Raw genomic sequence first — 18296 nt, forward strand, 5'->3', positions numbered from 1 at the left:
TCGCCGCCGGTGAAAGGATGGCCGCGCCGGTTGCCTCGCGGCGACGACCCTCGCTATGGTCCGCCGCCTGACATCGCGGCCCGGGTGGGGGGCCGCTGGAGACCTCGCCTTGACTTCCGATCCGCGCATTCTGGTCGTCGCCCCTGATGACGACCTGATCGGGTCCCTGTGCCAGGGGCTGGACACGCTGGGCTGGCGCACGGTCACGGCGCGGTCCCTGGCCGGGGCGTTGCAGGTGCTCATCGACTGGCCGCTGGAGACGGTGATCCTCGACGCGCGGATCCCCGAGGCGGCCGAGGGCGTGGCCGCCCTGCGCCAGACGGTCGCGCCGCGCCGCCTGCCGGTCATGGCCATCGGCCCCGAAGCGGCCGACTGGCCGTCCGGGGTGGCCGATATCGTGATGTCGAACCCGCCGCACGCGGCCCAGGCGGCCCTGCGGCTCGAGAACCTCGGTCGCGCCGCCATCGCCGAGGAGGAGGTCAGCCTGCGCGAGGCGACCTTCGCCGCCCGGGGCGAACCCCTGCCGGTCATCGAGCCCGACCCCAGCCCCCTGCGGGTCCTGGCCGCCGGAAAGCCCGATCGACATTTCCTTGCCCTGTCCAACGCCCTCGTGGCCCATGGCTGCGAAGTGGTGGCCGCGCCGACGCCCTACACAGCCTTCGATTACCTGCACGAACGGCCGTTCGACGCCGCCGTGCTGTGGGGCGCCGAGGATCACGCCCCGGCCCTGTCGATCGCCTCTGGCATGAAGCGGAACACCCGCCTCTACCACATCCCGGCGGTGCTCTATCTGCGCGGCTCCGGCGAGATCAACCTGTCCGAGCTCTACAACCGCGGCTTCGCCGACGTCGCCGCGGCCGACACGCCGGAGGAAGAGACGGCCGACCGCATCGTGGCCCTGGCCCGCCACCATCGCCGCCATATCGCGATCCGGCGGGCGTTGGAGAGCGCGCGCGGCTCGGGCCTGACCGATCCGGCCACGGGTCTGTTCACGCCGGAACTGTTCGCCAGCCATCTGGCCCGGGTCGCGGAGGGCGCCCGCCAGCGGCGCCGGCCCCTGTCCGTCGTGGTCCTGCGGGTGTCCGAGACCCCGGCCGTGGTCGAGGCCCGCAAGGATGGATGGCTGGATCGCGCCCTGCCCCAGATCGGCGCCATGGTCTCGCGACTGATCCGGACCGAGGACACGGCGGCGCGGCTGTCGGCGGATGTCTTCGCCCTCGCCCTGCCCGCCACGCGGGGCCCGGCCGGGCGTATCGCCGCCGACCGTATCGCCGCCGTGATCGGCTGCACCGCCTTTGACGCCGGCCCCGATCGGTCGCCTTTCGTGGTCGAGTTTGAAGTCGGGGTGGCTGAGGTCGGGCCCGGCGAATCTCCCGCCGCGGTGCTCGAGCGCGCCTCACGGGACGTCCGCGCGGCCACGTCAGGCTAATTTGACAACTGTAGTTGTCTAATGCAGGTTCGGGCCATGCCGGCCCGACCCTCCGCCCTGCTTGACGACCTGGACACCGCCTTGCTGGCGCTCGCCCCGATCCGTCGCCGCATCCTGACGGCGCTGACGGAGCCCGCCTCCGCCGCCGGCCTCGCCGAGCAACTCGGCATGCCGCGTCAGAAGATCGGCTATCACCTGCGGGCCCTCGAAGGCGCCGGCCTGGTTCAGCCCGCGGGCGAACGGCGCAAGCGCGGCTTCACCGAGCGGCTGTTCGTCGCCGCGCGAAACTACGTCTTCGATCCCGCCCTGATGCAGGCCCCGCCTGATCCCGACGCCGTCGACGCCCAGGACCGCCACGCCGCCGATCACCTCATCTCCACCGCCTCGACCATCGTCCGGGACGTCGCCCGGATGCGTCAGGATGCGGCCGCGGAAGGGTCGCGCCTGTTGACCCTGACGGTCGAGGCCGACGTCGTCTTCGCCACGCCCGCCGATTTTGACGCCTTCACCGAAGAGGTCAGCGTCGCCGTGGCGGCCCTCGCCCGCAAATACGCCGCGCCCTCGGGCCGCCGCTACCGGCTCACCGCCGCCGCCCATCCGGCGGTTTCCAAACCCGCGCCCGCCAGGAACTGAACGATGACCGAAGCCGCCGACCCGCTCACCGAAGACCATGTCCTCGTCGAGGTCACCGTCCCCGCGCCCGCCGACATCGTCTGGACCGCCCTGCGCGACCCGCAAAAGATCAAACAGTGGTTCGGCTGGGACGCCGACACCCTGAAGGATGAGATCGACTTCATCTTCATCACCCATGCCGAGGCCGACGAGGCCGCCCGCTCCGTCACCTTCGTCGGCGTCCCGGACCGCTACGAGGTCGAGGCGCGCGGCGAGAGCAGCCTGGTCCGGGTGGTGCGCTCGGCGCCCGCCGGCGATTGGTCGGACGTATTCGACGGCATGATCGAGGGGTGGATCTCCTTCACCTGGCAGCTGGCCTTCGCTTTCGCCCGCCATCCGGGCGAGACCCGGCGCACACTGTTCTTCTCCGGCCCGCCGCGCCAGAATCGTCTGGCCCGGAGCTTGCTGGGCCTCGACGCCGCTCCCGCCGCCGGCGAGCCTTGGTCGGGCCCGCTTGGCCCGGAGACGACGGCCGCCGGTGAGGTCTGGTTCACCGCCCGCCATCAGATCGGCGTCACCGTCGACGCCTGGGGCGACGGACTGTTGGTGGTCGTGGACCAGCCGCCGACCGAGGCGAAGCCGCACGGTTCCGCCATGCTGACCCTTACCACCTACGGCCTGTCCGACGCCGACTTCGCTGACGTTCAGGCCCGCTGGCAGGCGTGGTGGGACGATCGTTTCGAGACGGTCGCGCCGGGCTGCTAGGCGGCCCCCGCCACCCGGGCCAGATCGGTCGTGATCCGCTCGGCGACCTTCAGCCGGTCCTCCGGCGTGTCCCAGTCGCCCTTGACCACAATCTTCTGGTCCGGCCGGATCTTCCAGAAGGCGTGGTTCTTCTGGATCAGCCCGATCAGTCCGGCCGGATTGGGGAACTCATTGTTGCGCAGGGTCAGCACCGCGCCCTTGGGCCCGATGTCGATCCGTTCGATGCAGGCCGTCTTGCAGTTGGCCTTGATCCCGACGATGCGCAGCAGCTGTTTCGCCTCGTCCGGCAGCGGGCCGAAGCGGTCGATCAGCTCGGCCGCCAGCGCCTCGCGCGTCTCCGAATTCTCGGCGTCCGACAGGCGGCGGTACAGGCTCAGACGGACGTTGAGATCCGGCACGTATTCCTCGGGGATCAGCACTGCCGCGCCGACGTTGATCGCCGGCGACCAGCCGCGGTCGACCACCCCGCCACCCTCGCCCGACTGGCGCAGCTCGGCGACGGCGTCCTCCAGCATCTGCTGATACAGCTCGACCCCGACCTCGCGGATGTGCCCCGACTGCTCGTCGCCCAGCAGGTTGCCGCCGCCCCGCTGGTCCAGATCGTGGCTGGCCAGCTGGAAGCCGGCGCCGAGGTTGTCCAGCGACTGGAGCACCTGCAGCCGCCGTTCCGACGACAGGCTCATCGGCTTGTTCGGCGGGGTGGTCAGATAGGCGAAGGCCCGCGCCTTCGCCCGGCCGATGCGGCCGCGGATCTGGTGCAACTGGGCCAGGCCGAACATGTCGGCCTTGTGCACGATCAGGGTGTTGGCTGTCGGCACATCCAGCCCGCTCTCGACGATGGTCGTCGACAACAGCAGGTCGTAGCTGCCGTCGTAGAAGGCGCTCATCACGTCTTCCAGCTGGGTCGGCGACATCTGGCCGTGGCCGACCACGAATTTGATCTCGGGCACCTTCTCGCGCAGGAACTGCTCGATGTCCGGCAGGTCCGACAGGCGCGGCACGACATAGTAGGCCTGACCGCCGCGGTATTTCTCGCGCAGCAGGGCCTCGCGCACCAGCACCGGATCCCAAGGCGTCACATAGGTGCGCACCGCCAGACGATCGACCGGCGGGGTGGCGATGATCGACATCTCGCGAATGCCCGACAGCGCCATCTGCAGCGTCCGCGGAATGGGCGTGGCCGTCAGGGTCAGCAGATGAACATCGGCCCGCAGGGACTTCAGCTTCTCCTTGTGCTTGACCCCGAAATGCTGCTCCTCGTCGACGATCACGAGCCCGAGGTCCTTGAACCCGACCTGTTCGCTCAGCACTGCGTGGGTGCCGACCACGATCTCGAACGATCCGTCCTTCAGCCCCGCCCGCGTCTCGGCCGCGTCCTTCGCGGTGACCATCCGCGACAGGTGACGGACCTTGACCGGCCAGCCGGCGAACCGCTCGCTGAAGGTCTTGAAATGCTGCCGCGCCAGCAGGGTCGTCGGGCAGACGACGGCCACCTGCTGGCCGCTCATGGCCACCACGAAGGCGGCCCGCAGCGCCACCTCGGTCTTGCCGAAGCCGACGTCCCCGCAGATCAGCCGGTCCATCGGCGTGCCCTTGCCGAGGTCCTCCAGCACGTCGCCGATGGCGTTCAGCTGGTCGTCCGTCTCCTCATAGGGGAAGCGGGCGCAGAACTCGTCGAAGAGTCCATGCGGCGGCGTGATCGCGTCTGAGGTCCGCAGGCTGCGTTTCGCCGCCAGGGCGATCAACCCCTCCGCCATGTCGCGCAGGCGGGCCTTCGCCTTGGCCTTGCGCGCCTGCCAGCCCGCCCCGCCCAGCCGGTCCAGCTGCACGCCCTCGGCCTCGCTGCCGTAGCGGGTCAGCAGGTCGATGTTCTCGACCGGCAGATACAGTTTGCTGTCCCCCGCGTAGAGCAGCTCCAGGCAGTCGTGCGGCGCCTGCTGGATCTCGAGCGTCTTCAGCCCCTCATACCGCCCGATGCCGTGGTCGAGGTGGACCACCAGATCGCCCGTCGTCAGGGCCGAGGCCTCGGCGAGGAAGTTCGACGCCCGCCGCTTCTTCTTCGGCCGCGCCAGCCGGTCGCCCAGCATGTCGGTCTCGGATATGACGGCGATCTGGTCGGTCTCGAAGCCGTGCTCGACCGGCAGCACGCCGCGCAAATACAGGTCCTTCGGCGCCTTCTGGACGTCGGCCCAATCGCGCACGGCCACCACGTGCTCCAGCCCGTGGTCGGCGAGCATCGAGGCCAGCCGCTCGGACGAGCCCTCGGTCCAGGACGCGAACAGCACGCGCTTGCCGGCGGCCTTCACCGCCTGGGCATGACGGGCCACCGCCTCGAACAGATTGACGCTGTCCTGGGCCCGCTCGGCCGCGAAACTGCGTCCCAGCCGCCCGCCGGCGTCTTCGCCGGGGCCATGGAAGGGCGACAGCCGCCGCACCCAGCGTCCCGCCAGGGCGCTGTTCCAGTCGGAGTCCGTGAGATACAGCCGCTCCGGCGGCAAGGCGCGCCATGCCGATCCGCCCTTGCCCATGGCCGCGTCGCGGCGGGCGTCATAGGCGTCCTTCGTCAGCGTCCAGCGCTCGGCCCGCGCCGCCTCGACCTGGTTGTCGAGGAACAGGCGGGCGTCGTCGGGCAGATAGTCGAACAGCGTCTCCAGCCGGTCGTAGAGCAGCGGCAGCCAGTGCTCCATGCCCTGCCGCCGCGCGCCCTCGCTGATGGCGGCGTACAGCGGATCGTCGCCGGCCGCCCCGAACAGCGCCAGATAGCCGGTGCGGAAGCGGGAGATGCTGTCCGGATCGAGCAGCGCCTCGGACACCGGCGCCAGCGACACCTCGCGCAACTGGCCCGTCGATCGCTGGGTGGCCGGGTCGAAGGTCCGGATCGACTCCAGCTCCGAGCCGAACATGTCCAGTCGCACCGGCTCCTCGAAGCCCGGCGGATAGACGTCGATGACCCCGCCGCGCACGGCGAACTCGCCCTTCTCCGACACGGTCGAGGCGCGCATATAGCCGTTCGCCGCGAAATACCGTTCCAGCGCCGCCGTATCGAGATCCAGACCCACCGTGGTCGCGAACCCGGCGCCGCAGGTGACTTCACGCGGCGGCGTCCGCTGAACCGCCGCTCCGACGGTTGTGACCACCAGCAGCGGCCGCACATCGTCGCGATCGCGCTGGGCCAGACGTGTCAGGGCCGCCATCCGCTCCGCCGACACCGACGAGGTCGGACTCAGCCGGTCGTAAGGCAGGCAGTCCCACGCTGGAAACTCCACGATTTCCACATCATCGGCGAAAAACCGGAATGCCTGGACGAACTCGCCCATGCGGGCGTAGTCGCGCGCCACGAAGACGCCGACGCCGCCGTCGGCCTTCAGCCGCTCGGCCACCGTCAGGGCGTCGAGGCCTTCCGGCGCCCCGCCCAGCTCCCGATCGTCGCGTTTGGAGACCACGGCGTCCATCAGCCCGCCCCTTCGGCCACGGCCGCGGCCACATGGTCGCGCATGAAGGCCCGGATTTTCGCCATCAAGGCCGTCTCATGCGCCGCCGGCGTCGGCTCCGTGCCGATGATCCAGGCGTAGAGCTGGTGATCGTCGTCCTGGGCCAGCAAAGCCTCGAGGGCATCCAGTTCGGTCGCGTCCAGCGTCGGCCCGACCTGATCGACGAACGGACCCAGCACCAGGTCGGCCTCCCGGAAGCCCCGCCGCCACGCCCGGAAGGCGATGCGGCCCAATCTCTCTTTCAGGCGTGCGTCGGTATCGGCCACAAGCGTCCTTGCCCGGTGAAATCGTGAGAAGCGCCCCGCAGCGCCGAGCGCAGGGCACTTCAATGAAGTGCGGTCAGATAGCGTTCCAGACGCGCTTTCGCCAGCTATGCTGTCGCCGATGCGGCCGCCGAGTCTCTTTCCCCTGTTCGCCGAGGTCTCCACCCTGAAGGGCGTGGGGCCCAAGGTGCTGCCTCTGGTCCAGAAACTGGCCGGCCCGCTGGTCCGCGACCTGCTGTTCCTGTCGCCCTCGGGCCTGATCGTGCGCCGGCCGATGACCTCGACGACCGCGGTCGAGGGCCAGATCGGCCTGTTCGAGGTGATCGTCGACCGCCTCATCGTGCCTGGCAAACCCGGCGCCCCGATCAAGGTCCGGGCCTCGGACGCCGAGGGCTTTGTCCATCTGATCTGGTTTGGCGGCTCGGCCCAGCACATCGACCGCTTGCTGCCCAAGGGCGAGCGGCGGCTGGTCTCGGGCAAGGTCGAGCGCTTCAACAACGAGGTGCAGATCGTCCACCCGGACATCTTCACCCCGGCCCAGGCCGCCGACATCGCCGCCGTCGAACCGGTCTACCCGGCCACCCAGGGCCTGAGCTCGCGCGTCATCCGCAAACTGGTCCAGTCCGCCCTCGAACACGCGCCGGAGCTGCCGGAATGGCAGGACCCGGCCTGGCTGGCCAAACGGCGCTGGCCCGGCTGGCGCGCCTCGCTCGCGGCCCTGCACGCGCCCGCTGCCGAACCCGACCTCCTGCCCGACGCTCCGGTCCGCCAGCGTCTGGCCTATGACGAGCTTCTGGCGCACCAGCTGGCTCTCGCCCGCCGCCGCCGGGCCCGCCAGATCACCCCGGCGCCGGTCATCGCCCCCGGCGAGCCGTCCGATCGCATCCTTGAGGCCCTGCCCTTCGACCTGACCGGCGCCCAGGTGCAGGCCCTTGCCGAGATCCGGCGCGATCTCGCCTCGGGCGAACAGATGGGCCGGCTGCTGCAGGGCGACGTCGGCTCCGGCAAGACCGCCGTCGCCGCCCTGGCGCTGGCGGACGCGGCGGCGTCCGGCTTCCAGGCCGCCCTGATGGCCCCGACGGAAATCCTCGCCCGCCAGCACTGGCAGCGGCTTGCCCCCATGCTGCAGTCCGCCGGCGTCCCGACCATCCTGCTCACCGGCCGCGACACCCCGGCCGAGCGCCGCACCCGGCTGGCCGCCCTCGCTTCCGGCGAAGCCCGCGTCGCCATCGGCACTCACGCCCTGTTCCAGGACGCCGTTCGTTTCGACCGGCTGGCGCTGGCGGTGATCGACGAACAGCACCGCTTCGGCGTCAACGAACGGCAGCGGCTGCAGGCCAAGGGCGATCCGCGCACCGGCGGGGTCCACCTGCTGACCATGTCGGCCACGCCGATTCCCCGCACCCTCGAACTGACCCAGTACGGCGAACTGGAGGTGTCGCGCCTGACCGAAAAGCCGCCCGGCCGGACGCCGGTGACGACCGCCGTGGTGCCGCTGGCCCGCATCGGCGAGGTCGCGAAACGCCTGAGGGCCGCGCTCGACAGCGGGGCCCAGGCCTACTGGATCTGCCCGCTGGTGGCCGAGAGCGAGGCCTCGGACCTCGCCGCCGCCGAGGCCCGCGCCGCCGATCTGCGCCGGATCATGGGCGTCGAGGTCGGCCTCGCCCACGGTCAGATGCCGGGCGCCGAGCGCGAGGCGGTGATGGCCGACTTCGCCGATGGCCGGACGCCGCTGCTGGTGGCCACCACGGTCGTGGAGGTCGGCGTGGATGTGCCCAACGCCTCGATCATGGTCATCGAGCACGCCGATCGCTTCGGCCTCGCCCAGTTGCATCAGCTGCGAGGCCGGGTCGGGCGCGGAACCGCCGCCAGCACCTGTCTGCTGCTTTACGGCGGCGGCGACGATGGTCTCGGCGAGACGGCGCGTGTCCGGCTGGAGACCCTGCGCCGCACCGAAGACGGCTTCGAGATCGCCGAGGAGGACTTCCGCCTGCGCGGCGGCGGCGACCCGCTTGGTCTGAAGCAGAGCGGTTTCCCGGCCTACCGCTTCGCCGACCCCATCCGCCATCGTGAGCTGATGCTCGCCGCGGCGGACGACGCCCGGCTGGTGCTGGGGCGCGACCCGGACCTGATCTCGCCCCGGGGCCAGGCCGTGCAGGTGCTGGAAGCCCTGTTCGACTGGCGTAATGATCGGCCGGGCGTGGACTAGCCCGCGGACCTCCCGGTCCAGACCGACAGCCGCTTCTGCGCATCGGCTTCAATATCGCCGTAGAACAAGTTGTAAGGACGCGATTTTCGTCGGTCCGCCCAACCCCCTGTCTGGCGGAAGGACTCCCGCTCGGGCTCGGTGTGGCGCAGCAGGCCGTCGCGGCACTGGGTGGCGACCTCCCGCGCCAGCAGGGCCGGATGGGCGCCCCACTCCAGACCGGTCGCATTGGTTGCGCCCTGGTTCAGACGTGCGTCTGTCGGCGCGGTCGAGGTCGAGCCCGTCACCGGATTGACGCATAGGGCCTCGTCCTCGCCCAGTTCCACCAGCCGGCCGCGCTCGTCCCAGACCAGCGCCCGCCTCAACCGCCGCCGCGCGGCCCCGTCATTGCCCTCGCCGACGGGCGAGAAGCCTACGACGCAGCCTGCCTGGTCTCGCCGTTCGCAGGCCGGAATCAGCGGAGACGGGCGCTCGGCGCGGGTCACCACGTCCATCAGATAGGCGGCGACCAGCCGGTCCCGCAGCGCCGCGTCGCCGGACACCCGCTCGCGCAGCAGCCGCTCGACCAGTTCGCCGCCCTGTTCGACTCCGGCCAGCACGATCGGCCCCTCCGGATGCCGGGCGATCCATGCGTCAAAAGCCGCGGCGATGTCCCGGTAGGCGAAGGCCCGGGCCTCGCGCGCATCGTCCCTCAGCGTCAGCCGGGTGTAGAGACTGCCCTGACGGTAGCGCGGCGCGCTGACCGCCCCCAGCCGGGCGAACGGTCCGGCGTAGTTCGGCAGCACCACTCGTCTCAGATAGGCGTCGGCCTCGGCGTCGCCGATCGGGCCGTTCCATTCGCGACCGCCGTCATAGGTGGTCGAATGGACGAAGAAGACCGCGGCCGGGCCGGCATCGGGCGCCCGGACCTCGCTCATGGCCCAGGCCTCGGGCCGCCGGTAATCGGGCGCGGGCGGCGGCTGATAGGTCTGGAACGGAACCTGCGGGTCCAGCCCCGCCCTAAGGATGTCCCCGCGCCAGACCGCCACCGCCGCCGTGAACAGGAAGACCAGCGCGAAGCCGATCCAGCCGATCCATTGCCGGGTGGTCAGCTTCGGCCCCGTCATCGATACGGGTCCGCCGTGGCCAGGAAGTCCTGCACATAGCGCCGGACGCCTTCCTCCAGCGGGGTCGACTGCCCCCCGAAGCCGGCGGCGCGGATGCGCTCCATCCGGGCCTCGGTGAAATACTGGTACTTGTCCCGGATGCTCTCGGGCGTGTCGACGTACTCGACCCGGGGCGACTTGCCGGCCGCGGCGAAGGCGGCGTTGGCGAGGTCGAGGAAGGACCGGGCCTGACCCGACCCGGCGTTGAACACGCCCGACACCGCCGGCGTGTCCAGCAGCCAGTCGACGATGTCGACCACGTCATCGACGAAGACGAAATCGCGCATCTGGCCGCCGTCGGCGTAGGCCGGATTGTGCGAGCGGAACAGGGTCACCGGCTCGTCGGCCTGGACCTTCGGCCAGATCTGCGCCACGACCGACTTCATCCCGCCCTTGTGGTACTCGTTCGGGCCATAGACGTTGAAGAATTTCAGACCCGCCCACTGGCCCGGCGACTGGCCCCGATCCGACTGCCGCGCGGCGTACTGATCGAACAGCATTTTCGAATAGCCGTAGGCGTTTAGCGGGCGAAGCGCCGCCAATCCCTCAGGACTGTCGTCGTCCTGAAAACCCTGCTCTCCGTCGCCATAGGTGGCCGCCGACGAGGCGTAGATCATTCGCGCGTCCCGGAGGGCGCACCAGTCCCAGATGTCGCGCGACAGGGTGAAGTTGGTCCGGATGATCAGATCGGCGTCGGCCTCCGTGGTCGACGAGATCGCGCCCATGTGCACCACGGCCTCGATCTGTTCGGCGTGCCGCTCCAGCTGTTCGAACAGTTCCTCCGGCTGCCAGAAGTCGGCGATCGGGTGTTTGGCGAGGTTCTTCCACTTGCCCAGCGCCGCGTCTTCCAGCCGGTCGCAGACGACCACGTCGCGCCGGTCCCCGGCGCACAGCCGGGCGACGATGTTGGAGCCGATGAAGCCGGCCCCGCCGGTGACCACGATCATGCGCCGGCTCATCGCTCGTCCTTCATCTTCTCGATCGTCCGGGTGGTGGAATAGCCGTCCTCGAACGTGGCCAGCCTCACCTCCCCGCCCCAGCTTTCGACCAGGTCGCCGCCCACCACCCCCTCGCGGGTGTAGTCCGCGCCCTTGATCAGCACGTCCGGCCGCAGCCGTTCGATCAGCGCCAGCGGCGTCGGCTCTTCGAACGAGGTGACCCGGTCGACGCTCGCCAGGCCGCCGATCACCACGGCGCGGCTGTCCAGATCGTTGATCGGCCGCCCCTCGCCCTTCAGCCGCCGCACCGAGGCGTCGGTGTTCAGCGCCACGATCAGCCGGTCGCACCAGCTCCGGGCCTGGGCCAGATAGGCGACATGGCCGCGGTGCAGGATGTCGAAACAGCCGTTGGTGAACCCGACCTTCAGGCCCTGCCGCTTCCAGCCCTCGACCACATGGGCCAGTTCGTCCAGCGGCATGACCTTGGCGTGGGCTCCGGCCGCGTGCTGGCTCATCTCGGCGTCGATCAGTTCGGCCGGGGTGACCACGGCCGTCCCCGCCTTGCCGACCACCACGCCCGAGGCGAGGATGGCGAACTCGACCGCCGTCTCCAGCGATGCGCCCGCGCCGAGCGCCAGCCCCAGCGCCGCCAGCCCGGTGTCGCCGGCGCCGGAGACATCGAACACCTCGCGCGCCCGGCCCGGGAAGTGACGGACCGGTTCGCCCCGCCGCATCAGGCTCATGCCCTTGCCGGCGCGGGTGACCACGATGGCCCTGGCCGTCGTCGCGTGCAGCAAGGCCTTCAGCGCGGCCTCGACCTCGGCGTCCGTCTCGACCGGCAGCCCGGTGGCCGCCGCCAGCTCGCTGGCGTTGGGCTTGATCAGATCGACCGCTCCGTAGCGGGCGAAGTCACGCCCCTTGGGGTCGACCACCACGGGCGCGCCCGTCGCCTCGGCCGCAGCGAGGGCCTGGGCGATCACCAGATCGCTGACCACGCCCTTTGCGTAATCTGACAGGAGATAGACCGAAGCACCGGTAAAAGCGGCTGTTTCATCGACCAGAAGCGCCGCCGTTTCCTCATCGAGGCGCAGCAGCTGCTGGCCCGCGGCGACGAACCGCGTCTTGACGATTGTGGCCACGCCCGGCCGTCGTTCGACGGCGTCCTCGATGCCCGGCTCGACGGCGATGATCGCCGCCAGCTCGTCCCCGGCCGGATCGCGGCCGGCCACGGCCCCCAGCCGCGCCAGTCCGCCCAGGGCGGCGACATTGCGCGCCACATTGCCGACCCCGCCCGGCATCGAGGTCGTCCGGCGCATCTGCAGCACGGGAATGGGCGCCTCGGGCGAAATCCGGCTGACTTCGCCATAGACATAGCGGTCCAGCATCAGGTCGCCGACGCAGGCCACCTTGAGCCCGCGCACGCGCTCCAGCAGCGCCTGTAGTCCGCCGAGGTCGAGAGTCCGTTCAGCCATGGAACCCGACTAACGGATTCAGCCGGCCTTCGCCATCCGCGCCTTCGTCAGGTCGTCATAGGCGATCAGGTCGGCCGCCAGCGCCTCGAACTGATCCAGCGGCACCATGTTGGGCCCGTCCGACGGCGCGTTGTCGGGGTCCTGGTGCGTCTCCATGAAGACAGCGTCCACGCCCACGGCCACCGCCGCCCGGGCCAGCACCGGCACGAACTCGCGCTGTCCGCCCGAGGAGGTCCCCTGCCCGCCCGGCTGCTGCACCGAATGGGTCGCGTCGAACACTACGGGACAGCCGATGTCGCGCAGGATGGGCAGCGACCGCATGTCCGAGACCAGGGTGTTGTAGCCGAAGCTGACGCCCCGCTCGCAGGCCATGACGTTGGGATTTCCGGCCCCGACGACCTTGGCGATGACGTTCTTCATGTCCCAGGGGGCGAGGAACTGGCCCTTCTTGATATTGATGACCTTGCCGGTCGCCGCCGCGGCCAGCAGCAGGTCCGTCTGACGGCACAAGAAGGCGGGGATCTGCAGAACGTCCACGGCCTGGGCCGCCTCGGCGCAGTGCGCCTCGGTGTGGACGTCCGTCAGCACCGGCAGGCCCACGCTCTCGCGAATCTCGGCGAAGATCGGCAGCGAGCCGGCCAGGCCCAGGCCGCGCGCGGCGTTGGCGCTGGTCCGGTTCGCCTTGTCGAAGCTGGTCTTGTAGATGACGCCGACGTTCAGCCGCTCGCCGATCTCCTTCAGCGCATGGGCCATTTCCAGCGCGTGCTGTCGGCTCTCCAGCTGGCACGGGCCGGCGATGAAGACGATACGCTGGCCTCCGCCGATGCTGACGGGGCGCTTCAGCCCCTCCTTGATGTCGATGACGGCGTTCGGCTTGGACACGGCGGGGTTCCCGGAATTGCGGCTTGGCGACGCGCGGCCCTTGCCGCACCTATGCGGAGATCAGGTGGCGTGGGACAGCGTGGTCCGCAAGCTATCACGGAGCCCGACCGCATGACCACCAGACCGGCCCCCGTCATTGTCTGGTTCCGTCAGGACCTCCGGCTGGCGGACAATCCGGCCCTCGACCACGCCGTCCGGACCGGTCGCCCGCTGATTCCGGTCTACATCCTCGACGACGGCCCCGCCGTCCGCCGCATCGGCGCCGCCTCGCGCTGGTGGCTGGACGGCTCGCTCCGCGCCCTCGACGCCGACCTGCGCCGGCGCGGCGCCCAACTGGTCCTCCGCCGTGGTGATTCGGAGGCGGAGCTGCGCCGGCTGATCGCGGAAACCGGCGCCGACACCGTGTTCATGAACCGTCGCTTCGAACCGGACGCCTTCCTCCACGACGCAGACATCGCCCACGCCCTGACGGCCGACGGCGTCGAATGCCACGGCTACAACGGCGCGCTGCTGGCCCGTCCGGGGGCGGTTCGGACAGGCTCGGGCGGGCCGTATCGGGTCTTCACCCCCTTCCTCAAGGCCCTGCTGGAAGCCGCGGCCCCGCCGGCCCCCATGCCTGCGCCCGCCGCTGTCGAGGCCGTTTCCAGACTGGCGAGCGGCTCCCTCGACGACTGGGCCCTTCGCCCCACGACGCCCGACTGGGCGGGCGGCTTCGACTGGACCCCCGGCGAGGCCGGCGCCGCTACAGCCCTCGCGGCCTTCGTCGGGCGCGGGCTGAAGACCTACTCGAAGGGGCGCGACCACCCGGCCGAGCCGTCGGTCAGCCGCCTGTCACCCCATCTGCACTGGGGCGAGATCCATCCATGGCGAGCGGTCGAAACGGCCCGCCGCGCCGCGTCCAACGGCCATGTCGCGCCGGCCGAAGCGGAAAAGTTCGTCGCCGAACTGGGCTGGCGGGACTTCTCGGCCCAGCTGCTGCACCATTTCCCGCAGATGACCGATACGGCCTTCCGGCCCGGGTACGACCTCATGCCGTGGCGCGACGATCCCGACGGCCTCGAGGCCTGGAAGCGCGGCCGCACCGGCTATCCGATCATCGACGCCGGCATGCGCCAGCTGTGGACCACGGGCTGGATGCACAACCGCGTGCGCATGATCGTCGCGTCCTTCCTCGTGAAGGATCTGCTGATCGACTGGCGCGCCGGCGAGGCGTGGTTCTGGGACACCCTGGTCGACGCCGACCTCGCCAGCAATGTGCAGAACTGGCAGTGGGTGGCCGGCTCCGGGGCCGACGCCTCGCCCTGGTTCCGTATCTTCAATCCGGTCACCCAGGGTCAGAAATTCGACGCCGACGGCCGTTACGTCCGCCGCTGGGTCCCCGAGCTGGCCCGGCTGCCCGACCGCTGGCTGCACGCGCCGTGGACAGCCCCGGCCGAGGTCCTTCGCGCCGCAGGGGTGCGTCTGGACCGAGGCGGCTATCCCGCCCCGATCGTCGATCACGCCGCCGCCCGCGACCGGGCCCTGCAGGCCCTCCGCGCCCTCCCGGCGACCGGGGATTGACGGGGCGCCCCGTCGGACCCAACCTCGACCGCATGACGTCGGTCACCGCCGAACGCTCCGAGGCCGTCGCCCGCACGCCGCGCGGGTTCGGCCTTCTGTTGCGCCTGCTGGCCTCGAACTGGACCGTCGGCCGCCTGACCGTGCTTCTGCCCAATGGCGCCAGCCATCTGCTGGAAGGCGTCCGCCCCGGTCCCTCCGCCACTCTCGACATTCGCGACTACCGTTTCGCCGGCCGGGTCCTCGCGTCCGGGGATATCGGCTTCGCCGAGGGCTATATGGCCGGCGAGTGGGAGACGCCGCATCTGGCCGCCCTGCTCGAAGCCCTCGCTCACAACAGCGAGCACATCCGACGCCTGGTGGGCGGCAACCCGGTAATGAAGGCCTTCCACTGGCTGTCACACCGGATGAACCGCAACAGCCGTTCCGGGTCGCGCAAGAACATTCACGCCCACTATGACATCGGCAACGCCTTCTACGCCGCCTGGCTCGACCCCTCGATGACCTATTCCTCGGCGCGCTTCACCCGCGCCGGCATGACGCTGGAGGCGGCCCAGCGAGAGAAATACGCCGCTCTCGCCCGCTCGATGAACCTTCAGGCCGGCCATTCGGTGCTCGAGATCGGCTGCGGCTGGGGCGGCTTCGCCGAATTCGCGGCCCGGGAGGTCGGCGCCCGCGTCACCGGCATCACCATCTCGCGCGAACAGTTCGATTTCGCCCGCCGGCGGATGTTCGCCGCGGGCCTGTCAGACAGGGCCGACATCCAGCTGATCGACTACCGCGACGTGCCCGGCCGCTTCGATCGCGTCGCCTCCATCGAAATGTTCGAGGCGGTCGGTCAGGAATACTGGCCCGCCTATTTCGGCAAGATCCACGAAGTCCTGAAGCCCGGCGGACGGGCCGGTCTGCAGATCATCACCATCGACGACGCCGTTTTCGCCGGCTACCGCAAGCGCACGGATTTCATCCAGAAATACATCTTCCCCGGCGGCATGCTTCCCTCGGAGGCCGCACTGCAGCCCGTGGTGGCCGCCGCCGGCCTGGACTGGCGCGGCGTGGAGCGGTTCGGTCAGGACTATGCCGAGACGCTGAGGCTCTGGGACGAGCGCTTCCAGGCCGCCTGGGAGGACATCCGCCGCATCGGAGGTTTCGACGAGCGCTTCCGCCGCCTGTGGCGCTTCTACCTCGCCTATTGCGAGGCCGGCTTCCGCTCCGCCCGCACCGACGTGATCCAGCTGGGCCTTTCGCGGAGCTGAGCCGCCTCTGCTAGGTTGGGCGCATGATCCCTCTTCCGCCGCTGATTTCGACCGCCGACCTCGCCGTGCGCCTCGATGCGCACGAGCCGGGGCTTCGCCTCGTCGACGCCAGTTGGCATCTGGACGGGCGCGACGGGCGCCCGGATTTCGAAGCTGCCCGCCTGCCGGGCGCGGTGTTCTTCGATCTGGACGCCAGTTCCGATCCCGACAGCGACCTGCCGCATATGCTGCCGTCGCCCGAGGTCTTCAGCGCCCGGATGGGTCGCCTTGGTCTCAGCGAGACCGACCACATTGTCGTCTACGACACCGTCGGCATCCGCTCCTCGGCCCGCGCCTGGTGGATGTTCCGCGTCATGGGCGCGCCGCGGGTGCAGGTGCTCGACGGCGGCCTGCCGAAATGGCGCGCCGAAGGGCGCGAGACCGGGTCTGGCCCGACGGCTCCGGTCGCCCCGGCGGTGTTCAACGCCCGTCTCGACCGGGCGGCCGTGGCCGATCTGGCCGCCGTTCGCGCCGCGCTGGCGGGGGAGGCCCAGGTCCTCGACGCCCGCGCCGCGGACCGCTTCGAGGGCCGCGCGCCCGAGCCTCGTCCGGGGCTGCGGTCCGGTCACATGCCCGGCGCCCTGAACCTTCCCTTCCCGACCCTCCTCGACGACACGGGTGCGATGAAGCCGGCGGCGGAGCTCGCGACCGCCTTTCGGAACGCCGGCGTGGACCTCGACCGGCCGGTCGTGACGACCTGCGGCTCCGGCGTCACCGCCGCCATCCTCAGCCTCGGCCTCGCCGTCCTCGGCCGACGTTCGCGTCTCTACGACGGCAGCTGGGCCGAATGGGGCGGACGCGAGGATACCGAGGTCGCGACCGGCTGAACGCGCGCCCTGACCCGCCTAGTTCGGCGGCGCGACCGCCGGCAGGGGCAGCTCGGCCGGCACCACCTCGTCGCTCTCGCCGCGCGACACCACGGTGGCGGCGACGAGGTCGCCGGTGACGTTGAGCGTGGTGCGGCACATGTCGAGGAAGCGGTCGACGCCGAGGATCAGGCCGATGCCCTCGGCCGGCACCCCGACCATGGTCAGAATCAGGGCGATGACCGGCAGCGATCCGGCCGGAACCCCCGCCGTGCCGATGCCGCCGAGGATGCACACCAGCATCACCACCAGCTGTTGCTGCAGGTTCAGATCGACGCCGAAGAACTGGGCCAGGAACAGCACGGTCACCCCCTCGAACAGGGCGGTGCCGTTCTGGTTGGCGGTGGCGCCGACGGTCAGGACGAAGCGCGAGATGCGTTTCGGCAGCTTCAGCTTCTCTTCGGCCGCCTTGATCGCGATCGGCAGGGTGGCGTTGGACGAGGCGGTCGAGAAGGCCACCACGAACGGCTCGCGGATGCCGTTGGCGAACTTCAGCGGGTTCATCCCGCCGAAGATCCACACCAGCAGCGGATAGACGACGAACATGTGGATCGCCATCGCCCCCACGGCCACGGCCGCATAGGCGCCGAGGCGCACCAGCAGGTCCCAGCCGAACACGGCGGCGAGGTTGAACATCAGGGCCGCGATGGCGATCGGGGCCAGTTTGATGACGAGGTTGATGAGCTTCATCATCACCTCGAACACGCCCTGCAGCGTCTCCTGCAGCTGATCGGTGGCGCGGCTCTTCGCCATCACCATGCCGATGCCGAAGATCAGGGCGAACACCATGACCGGCAGAATCTGGTTCTCGGCCGCGGCGGTGAAGACGTTGGACGGGATCATGTCGAGGAAGAACTGACCCGCCTCGATGGTCTTGGGCGCATTGCCGACGATGGCCGAGGCGCCCTCGGCGCCCTGGGCCAGCAGTTGCTGGGCGAGGAGCGGATCGACCCCGTCGCCCGGCCGGAACCAGTTGACCATGCCCAGGCCGATGCCGACCGCGATGGCCGAGACCAGAATGGTGAACAGCAGCGTCTTGTAGCCGACCCGGCCCAGCGACTTCAGATCGCCCATCTCGGCCACGCCGACCGCCAGCGCCGAGAACAGCAGCGGCAACACCAGCATGAACAGCAGGCGCAGGAAGATCTGCCCCACCGCCTGGATCAGGCTCATCACCTCGGGGATCACCACCTGCCCCGTCAGGTTGACGTACAGCCCCCCGCCGAGGCCGACCGCGAAGCCCAGCAACATCCACAGATAGAGCGGGATCCCGCCGCGTTTGGTCGTGTCCATAAATCCCCCCGGCCTCGGCCGATGTCGTTATCGGAGCGGCAGGGCGTAGATCAGGCCGCCCGGCCGAGCGCGCCATTGTGCG

The 18296-nt window shown here is 70.2% G+C and carries 14 protein-coding genes; 7 read left to right on the forward strand and 7 right to left on the reverse strand.

Features of this window, described 5'->3' with window-relative positions:
• Positions 1-109: 109 nt before the first annotated feature.
• Genes V6M45_RS00470 through V6M45_RS00480 form a run of 3 tightly spaced genes read left to right on the forward strand, consistent with a single transcriptional unit; the run spans position 110 to position 2806 of the window.
• On the forward strand, positions 110-1429 hold the full coding sequence (locus tag V6M45_RS00470; protein ID WP_332653236.1) for a diguanylate cyclase domain-containing protein: 1320 nt from the start codon (positions 110-112) through the stop codon (positions 1427-1429).
• Between the two features lie 36 nt (positions 1430-1465).
• A complete protein-coding gene (locus V6M45_RS00475; protein ID WP_332653237.1) occupies positions 1466-2062 on the forward strand; it encodes an ArsR/SmtB family transcription factor in 597 nt (198 codons plus the stop codon).
• Between the two features lie 3 nt (positions 2063-2065).
• On the forward strand, positions 2066-2806 hold the full coding sequence (locus tag V6M45_RS00480) for an SRPBCC family protein (protein WP_332653238.1): 741 nt from the start codon (positions 2066-2068) through the stop codon (positions 2804-2806).
• Here the strand turns inward: V6M45_RS00480 and mfd are convergent.
• Both mfd and V6M45_RS00490 read right to left on the reverse strand, forming a co-directional pair.
• A complete protein-coding gene (mfd, locus tag V6M45_RS00485; protein WP_332653240.1) occupies positions 2803-6258 on the reverse strand; it encodes a transcription-repair coupling factor in 3456 nt (1151 codons plus the stop codon). The two genes, V6M45_RS00480 and mfd, sit on opposite strands and share 4 nt — an antisense overlap.
• Complete coding sequence (locus tag V6M45_RS00490) at positions 6258-6530, reverse strand: FAD assembly factor SdhE (protein ID WP_332653241.1); 273 nt, start codon at positions 6528-6530, stop codon at positions 6258-6260. The genes mfd and V6M45_RS00490 overlap by 1 nt, the downstream gene beginning before the upstream one ends.
• A 151-nt stretch (positions 6531-6681) precedes the next feature.
• Between V6M45_RS00490 and recG the strand changes: the two genes are divergently transcribed.
• On the forward strand, positions 6682-8769 hold the full coding sequence (recG, locus tag V6M45_RS00495; protein ID WP_332653242.1) for an ATP-dependent DNA helicase RecG: 2088 nt from the start codon (positions 6682-6684) through the stop codon (positions 8767-8769).
• Here recG and V6M45_RS00500 read toward each other — a convergent pair.
• Genes V6M45_RS00500 through kdsA form a run of 4 tightly spaced genes read right to left on the reverse strand, consistent with a single transcriptional unit; the run spans position 8766 to position 13203 of the window.
• Entirely contained in the window at positions 8766-9872 is a 1107-nt protein-coding gene (locus tag V6M45_RS00500) for a DUF3089 domain-containing protein (RefSeq protein WP_332653243.1), read from the reverse strand. The two genes, recG and V6M45_RS00500, sit on opposite strands and share 4 nt — an antisense overlap.
• Positions 9869-10870, reverse strand: coding sequence for an ADP-glyceromanno-heptose 6-epimerase (gene rfaD, locus V6M45_RS00505; protein WP_332653244.1), 1002 nt, complete (start codon positions 10868-10870; stop codon positions 9869-9871). The genes V6M45_RS00500 and rfaD overlap by 4 nt, the downstream gene beginning before the upstream one ends.
• Positions 10867-12321, reverse strand: coding sequence for a D-glycero-beta-D-manno-heptose 1-phosphate adenylyltransferase (gene rfaE2 / locus V6M45_RS00510; protein ID WP_332653245.1), 1455 nt, complete (start codon positions 12319-12321; stop codon positions 10867-10869). Before rfaE2 ends, rfaD begins: the two co-directional genes overlap by 4 nt.
• Positions 12322-12339: 18 nt before the next feature.
• Positions 12340-13203, reverse strand: coding sequence for a 3-deoxy-8-phosphooctulonate synthase (kdsA, locus tag V6M45_RS00515; protein WP_332653247.1), 864 nt, complete (start codon positions 13201-13203; stop codon positions 12340-12342).
• 111 nt (positions 13204-13314) lie between these two features.
• Here kdsA and V6M45_RS00520 point away from each other — a divergent pair, with 111 nt between their 5' ends.
• The 3 genes from V6M45_RS00520 to sseA are packed head-to-tail and all read left to right on the forward strand — an operon-like array spanning position 13315 to position 16882.
• On the forward strand, positions 13315-14763 hold the full coding sequence (locus V6M45_RS00520; RefSeq protein ID WP_332653248.1) for a cryptochrome/photolyase family protein: 1449 nt from the start codon (positions 13315-13317) through the stop codon (positions 14761-14763).
• Between the two features lie 32 nt (positions 14764-14795).
• On the forward strand, positions 14796-16016 hold the full coding sequence (locus tag V6M45_RS00525) for a class I SAM-dependent methyltransferase (protein ID WP_442880506.1): 1221 nt from the start codon (positions 14796-14798) through the stop codon (positions 16014-16016).
• A gap of 23 nt (positions 16017-16039) precedes the next feature.
• Positions 16040-16882, forward strand: a complete 843-nt coding sequence (gene sseA / locus V6M45_RS00530) for a 3-mercaptopyruvate sulfurtransferase (protein ID WP_332653250.1) — start codon at positions 16040-16042, stop codon at positions 16880-16882.
• 18 nt (positions 16883-16900) lie between these two features.
• On the opposite strand, the gene V6M45_RS00535 is transcribed toward sseA, so the two are convergent.
• Positions 16901-18214 (reverse strand): dicarboxylate/amino acid:cation symporter, encoded by a 1314-nt coding sequence (locus tag V6M45_RS00535; RefSeq protein WP_332653251.1) that lies wholly within the window; start codon positions 18212-18214, stop codon positions 16901-16903.
• Positions 18215-18296 lie beyond the last annotated feature (82 nt).

The sequence above is a fragment of the Brevundimonas sp. genome, from assembly GCF_036676055.1.
Taxonomy (GTDB): domain Bacteria; phylum Pseudomonadota; class Alphaproteobacteria; order Caulobacterales; family Caulobacteraceae; genus Brevundimonas.